Below are 11,319 nucleotides of genomic sequence, written 5' to 3'. Positions count from 1 at the left end.
TATACAAACTATAAACTCTTAAGTCCATAACAATTAGTGTGATTATCTTTTGTTCCGGATTTGTATAATCTGCGGTCAAAGGGGAAAGCTGAAACAGATTTTTATCCCTGACAATTATGAAATACAAGTTATTATCAGCCCTGCCGGGCCTCATCTTACCGCTGGCACATAGTAACGCTACCGGGCAAAAACAGCCCGAACAGCCAAACATTCTCTGCATCGTTTGCGAAGATATCAGTCCTTACCTGGGATGTTATGGCGACGCCGTAGCCGTTACCCCCAACCTGGATAATTTCTCCCGCGAGAGTATACGCTACACGGGTATGTACACCACGATCGGAGTCTCTTCTCCAAGTCGTGCAGCACTTATCACCGGGATGTATCCAACCTCCATTGGTGCCAACAATATGCGTACAGCACAAAACAAATCGAAACCAGCCGGCATACATCCATACGACGTAGTACTTCCGGCAGGTATCAAATGCTATACGGAACAGATGCGTGCCGCAGGTTACTTCTGCACTAATAACTCAAAAACAGATTACCAGTTTGCCGCTCCTCTAACTGCCTGGGATGAACAAGGAGATCGGGCACATTGGAAACATGCTCCCGAAGGGATGCCCTTCTTCTCCATCTTCAATCTCAATGTGACGCATGAGTTTCAGGTAATGAAACGTGCAGACCAGCCCTTGAGTGTCCAGCCGGAAGATATCATTCTTCCTCCCTATTATCCGGACGACCCTGTTGTACGCAAAGATATGGCTATTCTTTATAGTAATATCACCGAAATGGACCGTCAGTTTCAGATACTGGTGGATGAGCTTAAGGCATCCGGAAAACTGGACAATACAATTATTATATGGTACTCAGACAACGGAGGTCCAATGCCCAGGCAAAAAAGAGAACTGTACGAATCAGGAGCACTTGTGCCGTTTATGATACGTTTCCCCGACGGATACAAAGCGGGAACGGTGGACCGGGGATTGCATATGTTTGTTGATATCCCTGCAACAATCCTTTCACTGGCCGGACTACCTGTACCCGAATATATGCATGGCCGCCCTTTTTTAGGTCAATACAAGCAGAAATCGCGTAAGTATGTCTATGGTGCGCGCGACCGCCTTGACACTTTCTATGAAAAACAAGGTTGTGTACGTGATGAGCGCTATCGCTATATACGTAACTATCGTACTGAACAACCCGACTATCTACCCATCATCTCCCGTGCCGCCATGCCTATGATGGCCCGCATGGCAGAGCTCCATGAAGCCGGAAAACTAAATGCCGATCAGGAGAAATGGTTCAAATATCCCCGTCCCGAAATAGAATTCTATGACGTACAAGCTGATCCGCATGAACTGAACAATCTGGCGGATGACCCTAAATATAAGAAAAAGATAAAGGAACTGAGTGATGAATTTGACCGTTGGATATCCACTTATAATAAGATGTGGAAATACACCGAACCGGAACTCATTGAAATGTTTCGCCCGGGAGGGGTACAGCCTGTAGTAACCCGCCCTGAAGTAAAGATAGAAAACGGAACGGCTACGCTGACTTGCAGTACCGAAGGAGCTTCCATTGCTTACCAGATAAACGGACGCGGATTGAACGAACACCACTGGTTCCTCTACACAGGTCCGTTCAGCGTAAATCCGGGAGATAAAATTTCGGCTATCGGTGTACGTGCCGGATACAAAGACAGCTCTATACAAGCCGAAGCCGATGAGCTACTTGCCGAATGGGTGGAAACACTCCTTACCTATCAAGTCAGCCACAAAAATGCCTCATTGAACGGAGGGCTTCTTTGTCCGGCCTGTGCCCGTGTACACGGGCGTTGTGGTGATGCTGTGCTACCTTTAATGTATATTGCCGAGAAAACGTGTAATGAGAAATATGTAACAGCAGCCAAAAACCTGATGCACTGGATGGGCAATGTTCATCAACCGGATGGTTCATGGATGAATGATGTGAACGTGTCGGATTGGAACGGAACAACCGTATTTGCTGCCATCGCTCTTTATGAGGCCTTACATCATCACGGCCATTTACTGGACGACTCGACCCGTAATGCCTGGCGTGAACAACTCTTGCAGGCCGGAGAATTTATCTATGGTGATAAATTCATCTACAGCCGTCGCCGTGAAGGAATGCGCAATATGAATGTAAACTACTCCGCTTCGGCAATCTATGCCCTCTTTGCTATTGGCACAGAATTCAACCGGCAGGACTTCATCGCCCGTGCCCGCGAAACGGCCGGAGACTTAAAAGCCTTCTTCACCACCAATGAATATTTCCTTTTCGGTGAAGGTCCCGAAATAAAGAAAAAAACACGCAATGGTTGCCTCCCGGTAGACCTTCTATATAATGTAGAAGAATCACTTCCCAATATGGTTTACTATGCCCGTATGGCAGATGATAAGGAGCTAATGGCACTCCTGGAAAAATCAATGGATACCCATCTTGAATTTATGCTCCCCGACGGAGCATGGGACAACAGTTGGGGAACACGCAGCTTTAAATGGACCTATTGGGGAGGACGTACCAGTGACGGTTTCATGGGAGGATACTATACACTTGCCGACCGACATCCGGAATATGCAGAAGCCATCCACCGCAATATCACCTTACTGAAAAAAGCAACCCACAACGGACTATTACATGGAGGTATGAATTATCACGACTGCGGTGTAGAAGCCTGCATTCATCATACCTTCGGACATGCCAAAGCACTGGCTTCTTTTCTCAACCAACCGGTAGTTACTCCGGCCCCCGTTCCACTCCCACGAGATAAGGCTTATGGAGCGAAACGTTTTGAGGATATCAATACCTGGCTGGTGAGTGAAGGCGAATGGCGGGCTACCGTCACCGGATTCGATTCGGAGTACAAAGTGAAAGGGACACATCCGATGGGAGGAGTTCTTTCTATGTTATGGAACAAACAGATCGGTCCGGTATTTGCTGCCACCATGAATCTCTACACGCTGATTGAAGCCCCCAATATGCAGGCCTATACACAGCCACACCGTATGTCCGGCAGCCCTCGTATAGAATTAATTGAAAATGGAACGATGTATAGTAACCTCGACGATCTGGACACAAAAATAACTTATCAGAAAAAGGGAAATACCCATCAGTTTCATATTGTAACGCATCTGGTAGATAGCAAACAGCAATTTTCTTCTGTCGGAAAAGAAGTTGTGGAGATTGATTATATCTTCCAGGAGAAAGAGATCGGCATTCACTGCTCTATCCCGGAATCACTAAGAAAAGCCGGCGTACAACTAACGTTGCCCATCATTGCCGCGCCACAGGAAAAAGAAAGAATAACCGAACATTCCGTTCAAGTAAATAAGGAAGGAGGAGTCTTACTACTCAATAGCCCGCAAACGCTAACCATCGCTCCAACAGATGAGAACGGACGTATTTTCAACCCTGTCCCTGGATTTTGTTTTATCCCTGTGATTGTACACCCCAATGAAAAAGGGGAAGTAGAAATAAGTATCCGTACCACGGCGCCTTAAAAATCCCTACTTATGCGAATCAGTTCACCACAGAGTAGCACAGAGTTCCACAGAGTACTATTTATCTGATAAAACGCGGATTAACACAGACAAACGCAGATTAAAAGACTGTAGTTCTTTATCATACATTTTTAGTTTCCCTTTGCGAAAATCTGCGTTAATTCTGCGTTTCAATAAAGATTTAAACTCTGTGGAACTCCGTGTTACTCTGTGGTGAAATAGATTCATATCCATATAAGAACAAAGATTATGGCCCTATCTTTTCGGTAGCGGAAGTGCCCCTAAACGGCATCGCCACCGTTATCCGGTGTTGTACTTTGTCTTTCTCAGAAAGGAACGTTCCTTTCCCCAGTGAGCAGTCTTGTTTTACATGTACATGTCTCACTGTACCACATGTACATGTCGTACTGCACCACATGCACATGTCGTACTGCTTTACATGTACATGTAAAACAACGCTACACACCGAGGCTTCCTACGTCACTCTACGAGATAGGGCTTTATCGATACCGGAGAGATAAATAGATGGTAATGGCAGACAACATTTAGCGTAAAACTGATTAATAATAAATCAGCTCACCGCAGAGGGCATAGAGACGAAGCAACTAGTCGAATAACTCTTTCAGCACATCTAAAGATTTCAATAGCGGAAAATCGGGTAAGTGCAACCGATAATACTCATTAATAATGGTGAGGCAACGTGCCCGTTCTGTACGGTTCATACCGAAAATATGCATCGTATCATAATTCATTCGCATCAAACCAATAAGACGAAATGCCTCCTGCGGACCAATATACGACGAATGCAACTGCGGACGAAGCGAAGTAAAACAAGCATTCAACATATCAAAATAATCCCCTTCATGATAATCCTCCAGATTGGGATATAACCCCAAAAAGCGGGAAAGACGCATTAAAAACACCAAATGGAAATTGGCAAAACTCTCCCGGCATTCATCCAGCCAGGTAATGGAGTGAATCAGATAAGCAAACAACGGACGGTTTTCCGCTTCCTCACGAATGGCACGGTAAAGAAATTCCGCCAGAAAAAGAGCGATAGCTGACTTATATGGATCGTAAGGAATTGAAGAGAAAGGAAAAAAGGATTTTGCCTCTTTTATCTTATAAAGAGTAGCATTGGGGCGGTAATCTGCCTCAAACTCTATCAAAGAAAGTGGTTGAAACAATACGGACTTTACTGCCGCTTTTCTCGAACGTGGTACCGAAACTAAAAAAGAGGCACGTCCCAACAGCTCAGTATACATCTCAACGATATTAGATGTATCGTTATATTTCAGCGTATGAAGAACTATCCCAACCGTTTTTTGTAACATTTCTCTTCTAATTCTAATCCAATACAAAACTACAAAAAAAAGCGGAATGTTAGTAACTCTTCTCCTACTACCTAAAAAAAAGAGTTTCTATGTGACATTTTTTTTGCTACATTATTTCACTGATAATCAGAAGAAAGCCAGGTATAACATAAGGAATAGGGTAACTTTTTATAAAAAAAATCTTGCGAAACATTTGCTAATTCAAAAAAAGTATCTACCTTTGCATCCGCAATCGAGAAACAAACACTCGAAAAGCAAAAGAAACGGAAACGCTTCAAAGAAATGATGGCCCGTTCGTCTATCGGTTAGGACGCAAGATTTTCATTCTTGAAAGGGGGGTTCGACTCCCCCACGGGCTACAATTAAAAAAATAAACGAATTAAAACAGATTAGTCGAGATGGCAAATCACAAATCATCACTAAAGAGAATCAGACAAGAAGAAACAAGAAGACTTCATAACAGATATTATGGCAAAACCATGAGAAATGCTGTTAGAAAACTTCGTTCGACTACTGACAAAGCAGAAGCAGCTGCTATGTATCCAGGTATCACCAAGATGCTTGATAAGTTGGCTAAAGTGAATATTATTCACAAGAACAAAGCCAGCAACTTGAAGTCAAAATTGGCTATCTACATTAATAAGCTTGCTTAATATAAGAAATTAGCACTACTTCATACAACACTGAGACTGAACTTTTTAGTTCGGTCTTTTGTGCGTTAGGATCTATTTATTCAGGTAGTATCTTCTTCTTTTCCACTACTTACCAGTATTCGTGTTTTTTCACCCTTTATTCTTCCTCAATCCATTTTTTTTTGCTATTTTTGCTCTGTTATTATAACTTAGAAAGGCAATTATGAGCGAAGACTTATTCTCCCAAGTTCCCCAGGACAACGGATCGTATTCAGCCGACAGTATTCAGGTCTTAGAAGGTCTGGAAGCTGTACGCAAGCGCCCCGCGATGTACATCGGCGACATCAGTGTAAAGGGACTTCATCACTTGGTATATGAAATCGTTGATAACTCTATCGACGAAGCGTTAGCAGGTTATTGCGACCACATTGAAGTCACAATCAACGAAGATAATTCAATTACTGTACAGGACAATGGACGTGGTATTCCTGTAGACTTCCACGAGAAAGAACAAAAATCTGCATTAGAAGTAGCTATGACGGTACTTCATGCAGGAGGAAAGTTTGATAAAGGTTCCTATAAAGTTTCAGGTGGTCTGCACGGTGTAGGTATGTCTTGTGTAAATGCACTGTCTACCCACATGATCAGTCAGGTTTACCGTAATGGTAAAATCTATCAGCAGGAATATGAAATAGGAAAGCCACTTTATCCTGTAAAGGAAGTAGGCGAATCCGAACATACCGGAACAAGGCAACAGTTCTGGCCGGACAATACAATCTTCACCGAAACAGTCTATAAGTATGAGATTCTGGCTGGACGTATGCGTGAACTTGCTTACTTAAATGCAGGAATTAAAATCACGTTAACAGATCGTCGTGTAGTTAATGATGAAGGCAAATTCAAACAAGAAATATTCTACTCAGAAGAGGGTTTGAAGGAATTTGTTCGTTATCTGGAATCCTCACGTGATCACCTGATCAATGATGTAATCTACCTGAACACAGAAAAACAAGGTATCCCCATTGAATTGGCTATCATGTATAATACCGGATTCTCGGAGAACGTTCACTCTTATGTAAATAACATTAATACCATAGAAGGCGGTACGCATCTGGCCGGTTTCCGCCGTGCACTTACACGTACTCTAAAGAAATATGCCGAAGACAGCAAAATGCTGGAAAAGGTAAAGGTAGAAATCTCCGGTGATGACTTCCGCGAAGGCCTGACTGCCGTTATCTCAGTCAAAGTAGCCGAACCTCAGTTTGAAGGACAAACTAAAACGAAGTTAGGCAACAACGAAGTAATGGGAGCCGTAGATCAGGCAGTAGGTGAAGCATTGGCTTACTATCTGGAAGAGCATCCTAAAGAAGCCAAACTGATTGTTGATAAGGTGGTACTTGCTGCAACAGCTCGTCACGCTGCCCGTAAAGCACGTGAAATGGTGCAACGCAAATCTCCAATGTCCGGTGGTGGACTTCCGGGTAAACTTGCCGACTGTTCAGATAAGGATCCGCAAAAATGCGAACTATTCCTCGTCGAGGGAGACTCAGCCGGTGGTACGGCAAAACAAGGTCGTAACCGTGCATTTCAGGCCATCTTACCATTACGTGGTAAGATTTTGAATGTAGAGAAAGCCATGTATCACAAAGCACTTGAAAGCGAAGAGATCCGTAACATATATACAGCGTTAGGCGTTACCATCGGTACAGAAGAAGACAGCAAAGCAGCCAATATCGATAAGTTGCGTTATCATAAGATTATTATCATGACCGATGCCGACGTCGATGGTTCTCACATCGACACACTGATCATGACCTTCTTCTTCCGCTATATGCCGCAGATCATTCAGAATGGCTATCTGTATATTGCTACACCTCCACTTTACTTGTGTAAAAAAGGTAAAGTAGAAGAATATTGCTGGACGGATGCGCAACGCCAGGCATTTATTGACACCTACGGTGGTGGTTCTGAAAATGCTGTTCATACACAACGTTATAAAGGTTTGGGTGAAATGAACGCCCAGCAGTTGTGGGAAACAACGATGGATCCGGAGAACCGCATGCTAAAACAAGTAAATATTGAAAACGCAGCAGAAGCTGATTTCATTTTCTCCATGTTAATGGGTGAAGATGTAGGACCGCGCCGCGAATTCATTGAAGAGAATGCAACGTATGCAAATATCGATGCATAATACGTAATTATTTACCAACCTCACATCTTACAACGAAGAAGCGCCGGGAAACAAAGGAAAATCCTCTGTACCGGCGCTTTTCTTTTTAAGAAGAAAGGCTGGAATACCGCCTTGTTCCAATCAAATAAAATGTTGTTTCTTTAATTCTTCGGCAGTAACTTCCAACTCCCGGTACCACTCTTCTCCGAATTTACGAATAAGTGGTTCTTTCAGAAATTTATATACGGGTACATCTTCTTTCTTCCCCAACAACACGGCTGCCTTACAAATATCCCAACGGTTGTAATTAACAGCTTTATAAGGACCATAGTCGCCTACACGAATAGGATACAGATGACAAGACACAGGTTTGTAGAAATTCACTTTCCCTTCGCGGTAAGCTTTTTCAATGGCACAATAACAATAACCTTTTTCATCGTAACAAGTAAACACACAATCCTTATTGTTTACAATAGAAGTCACAATATCTCCCTCTTGGTCAGTATACACCACCCCTTGTTTGTCAATAATGGCACGAGCCTCCGGAGAAAGCTCCTCCCAAATCACAGGAAGTACCTCTTCCAGCTTTGCTATCTCATCGAGTTCTACCGGAGCACCCGCATCTCCTTCGATGCAACATTCGCCTTTACAAGCCTTTAGGTTGCAAATGAATTTTTCGCGAAACACATCTAAACTTACTACAACATCTCCTACTTGAATCATCCACTCAATCTATTAAAAAACAGAGACGCATTGAATACACCTTGTACCCTTATAAACATTTCATTCGTGTTTGCAAAGCTACAAGACGCATGCAGTGCGTCTCTATCATAAATTATATATTACTTAATCAGTACGTTACCATTCATCTCTGCCGGTGCTTCAAGTCCCATAATCTTCAGGATTGTAGGAGCAACATCAGCAAGACGGCCATTCTCTACTTTAGCATCCTTATTTTCTGTAACATACACACAAGGAACCGGGTTCAAAGAGTGTGCTGTATTCGGAGTACCATCTTCATTCAAAGCGTGATCGGCATTACCATGATCAGCAATAATGATAGCTTCATAGCCCTGCGCCTTAGCTGCTTCAATTGTTTCTTTTACACAAGCATCTACAGCAACAACCGCTTTCTCAATTGCATCATAAATACCGGTATGGCCTACCATATCACCATTGGCATAGTTCACAACGATAAAATCATATTTATTCTCGTTGATGGCGGCCACCAGTTTATCTTTCACTTCGTAAGCACTCATCTCCGGCTTCAAGTCATAAGTAGCCACTTTGGGAGACGGAACCAAGATACGGTCTTCATTATTATATGGAGTCTCACGTCCACCGTTAAAGAAGAATGTTACATGTGCATATTTCTCTGTTTCGGCAATATGAAGCTGTTGCAAACCTTTGGCAGCCAGATATTCACCCAAGGTATTCATTACATTTTCTTTATCGAACAAGATATGAACACCTTTAAAAGAAGCGTCATATGGAGTCATACAATAATACTGCAACCCCGGAATAGTATGCATACCTGCTTCCGGCATATCCTGCTGAGTCAGTACTACAGTCAGCTCTTTCGCGCGGTCATTACGATAATTAAAGAAGATAACAACATCGCCTTCTTTAATTGTACCATCCACATTCGCATTAACAATCGGCTTTATAAATTCGTCAGTAATACCTTCATCATAAGATTGCTGCATTGCCTGAACCATATCTGTAGCTTTTGCACCAATACCGTTTACCAGCAAATCATATGCTTCTTTCACACGTTCCCAACGTTTATCGCGATCCATTGCATAATAGCGACCAATGATAGAAGCAATCTTACCGGCTGATTTTGCACAATGCGCTTCCAACTGTTCAATAAATCCTTTACCGCTCTTCGGATCTGTATCACGGCCATCCATGAAACAATGAATGTATGTATTCTCAACACCATATTCTTTGGATATATCACAAAGCTTATACAGATGATCCAATGAACTGTGTACACCACCATCAGAAGTCAATCCCATGAAATGAATATTCTTTCCGTTTTCTTTAGCATAAGTAAAAGCAGAAACAATTTCGGGGTTCTTCATGATGCTGTTATCACGACATGCCAGATTGATTTTTACCAAATCCTGGTAAACCACCCGTCCGGCACCAATATTAAGGTGTCCTACTTCTGAGTTACCCATCTGTCCATCGGGCAAACCCACGTTCTCACCACTTGCCTGAAGCTGAGAATGAGGATACGTTTTTAGCAAATAATCCCAATAAGGAGTGGGAGTATTAAAAATTACGTCATCTTTTCCGTGGTCGCCTATTCCCCAACCATCAAGGATCATTAAAAGGGCTTTCTTACTCATAATATTTAAAATTAATTAATTGGCTTTCTTTAATTCGGGTGCAAAGGTACGAAAAAGATTATTTTAATCACAAAAAAGGAGAATAAGGTGCACTCTTATAAGAAATATTCCGTACTTTTGCTCCGCTTTTAAAAATATTAAGAATATAAATATGGACGATTCAAACCCGCGAACGTACAACAGTATTAACTAAAAGCGAACAGAGCCATACAAGCGTCATGATGCCTCTGTTCGGATTAAAAACAAACGAAAGGAGGCAATAAGATGAGAAAATATCTTTATTGTGAGGCTGGCTTTGTGGAAAAATCACAATGGCTACCCAATAGCTGGGTGAACGTAGTATGCCCCGATGCAAATGATTTTGAGTTTCTGACTCAGGAATTACAAGTCCCGGAATCTTTTTTAAATGATATAGCCGATACCGACGAACGTCCTCGTACAGATACGGAGGGGAATTGGTTATTGACTATTCTTCGTATACCCGTACAAAGTAATCAGAACGGTATCCCATTCAGCACCGTCCCCATTGGCATCATTACCAACAATGAAATCATTGTTTCCGTATGTTATCACAACACGGAATTACTACCGGATTTTATTGAACATACCCGCCGTAAAGGGATCATAGTACGCAATAAATTAGACTTGATTTTACGGCTTATCTATTCATCGGCAGTATGGTTTCTGAAATACCTGAAACAAATTAATGTTGATATCACCGCAGCAGAAAAAGAGCTGGAAAAAAGCATCCGCAACGAAGATCTTCTGCGCCTGATGAAATTACAGAAAACACTCGTTTACTTCAACACCTCTATTCGTGGTAATGAGGTGATGATAGGTAAACTGAAAAGTATTTTTCAGGATACTGACTATCTGGACCAGGAATTAGTGGAAGATGTTATAATCGAATTAAAGCAAGCATTCAATACCGTGAATATCTATAGTGATATCCTTACGGGAACCATGGATGCATTTGCCTCTATCATTTCCAACAATGTGAATGCGATCATGAAACGCATGACAAGCCTGTCTATTACATTGATGATACCTACACTGATTGCCAGTTTCTATGGAATGAATGTAGATATACACATTGATGAAGTGCCACACGCTTTTGCATTAATCGTATTATCTTCAGTAGTGCTTTCTGCAATGGCGTTCATCATATTCAAAAAGATTAAATGGTTCTAAGAGAAGGGGTAAGAAGAAGGGAGAGTGGAGAAGGGAGAAGTACTATGTAGCGTGACAGGGCAACAACTTTCAACTTTTCATTAAATAACTTTTTTCATTTCCAACGTTCAA

At 42.2% G+C, this 11,319-nt stretch carries 7 protein-coding genes and 1 tRNA gene; 5 read left to right on the top strand and 3 right to left on the bottom strand.

What is annotated here, in order from left to right:
* Positions 1-116 precede the first annotated feature (116 nt).
* Positions 117-3,524, top strand: coding sequence for a sulfatase-like hydrolase/transferase (locus tag K8P02_RS21860; RefSeq protein ID WP_195570544.1), 3,408 nt, complete (start codon positions 117-119; stop codon positions 3,522-3,524).
* A gap of 605 nt (positions 3,525-4,129) precedes the next feature.
* On the opposite strand, the gene recO is transcribed toward K8P02_RS21860, so the two are convergent.
* Positions 4,130-4,858, bottom strand: coding sequence for a DNA repair protein RecO (gene recO, locus K8P02_RS19760; RefSeq protein WP_002558765.1), 729 nt, complete (start codon positions 4,856-4,858; stop codon positions 4,130-4,132).
* 287 nt (positions 4,859-5,145) lie between these two features.
* On the opposite strand from recO, the gene K8P02_RS19755 reads away from it, so the two are divergent.
* The 3 genes from K8P02_RS19755 to gyrB all read left to right on the top strand — a co-directional run bounded on the left by K8P02_RS19755 (position 5,146) and on the right by gyrB (position 7,681).
* Positions 5,146-5,217 (top strand) — tRNA-Glu (locus K8P02_RS19755).
* A gap of 39 nt (positions 5,218-5,256) precedes the next feature.
* Positions 5,257-5,511 (top strand): 30S ribosomal protein S20, encoded by a 255-nt coding sequence (gene rpsT, locus K8P02_RS19750; protein WP_002558763.1) that lies wholly within the window; start codon positions 5,257-5,259, stop codon positions 5,509-5,511.
* 202 nt (positions 5,512-5,713) lie between these two features.
* Positions 5,714-7,681 carry a DNA topoisomerase (ATP-hydrolyzing) subunit B gene (gene gyrB / locus K8P02_RS19745; protein ID WP_002558762.1) on the top strand — a complete coding sequence of 656 codons (1,968 nt, stop codon included), beginning with the start codon at positions 5,714-5,716 and terminating at the stop codon, positions 7,679-7,681.
* A 120-nt stretch (positions 7,682-7,801) separates the two neighbouring features.
* On the opposite strand, the gene K8P02_RS19740 is transcribed toward gyrB, so the two are convergent.
* Entirely contained in the window at positions 7,802-8,383 is a 582-nt protein-coding gene (locus K8P02_RS19740; protein ID WP_002558761.1) for a DUF3109 family protein, read from the bottom strand.
* 119 nt (positions 8,384-8,502) lie between these two features.
* A complete protein-coding gene (gene gpmI / locus K8P02_RS19735; RefSeq protein ID WP_002558760.1) occupies positions 8,503-10,017 on the bottom strand; it encodes a 2,3-bisphosphoglycerate-independent phosphoglycerate mutase in 1,515 nt (504 codons plus the stop codon).
* 264 nt (positions 10,018-10,281) lie between these two features.
* Here gpmI and K8P02_RS19730 point away from each other — a divergent pair, with 264 nt between their 5' ends.
* On the top strand, positions 10,282-11,208 hold the full coding sequence (locus K8P02_RS19730; protein ID WP_002558759.1) for a magnesium transporter CorA family protein: 927 nt from the start codon (positions 10,282-10,284) through the stop codon (positions 11,206-11,208).
* The last annotated feature ends 111 nt before the right edge of the window (positions 11,209-11,319 follow it).

It is taken from the genome of Bacteroides nordii, assembly GCF_019930665.1.
Lineage (GTDB): Bacteria > Bacteroidota > Bacteroidia > Bacteroidales > Bacteroidaceae > Bacteroides > Bacteroides nordii.
This window is presented reverse-complemented; position numbering and strand designations above follow the sequence as displayed.

Coding starts and splice junctions, on each gene's coding strand:
- K8P02_RS21860 (WP_195570544.1), top strand. CDS start 117: ATGAAATACAAGTTATTATCAGCCCTGCCGGGCCTCATCTTACCGCTG.
- recO (WP_002558765.1), bottom strand. CDS start 4,858: ATGTTACAAAAAACGGTTGGGATAGTTCTTCATACGCTGAAATATAAC.
- rpsT (WP_002558763.1), top strand. CDS start 5,257: ATGGCAAATCACAAATCATCACTAAAGAGAATCAGACAAGAAGAAACA.
- gyrB (WP_002558762.1), top strand. CDS start 5,714: ATGAGCGAAGACTTATTCTCCCAAGTTCCCCAGGACAACGGATCGTAT.
- K8P02_RS19740 (WP_002558761.1), bottom strand. CDS start 8,383: ATGATTCAAGTAGGAGATGTTGTAGTAAGTTTAGATGTGTTTCGCGAA.
- gpmI (WP_002558760.1), bottom strand. CDS start 10,017: ATGAGTAAGAAAGCCCTTTTAATGATCCTTGATGGTTGGGGAATAGGC.
- K8P02_RS19730 (WP_002558759.1), top strand. CDS start 10,282: ATGAGAAAATATCTTTATTGTGAGGCTGGCTTTGTGGAAAAATCACAA.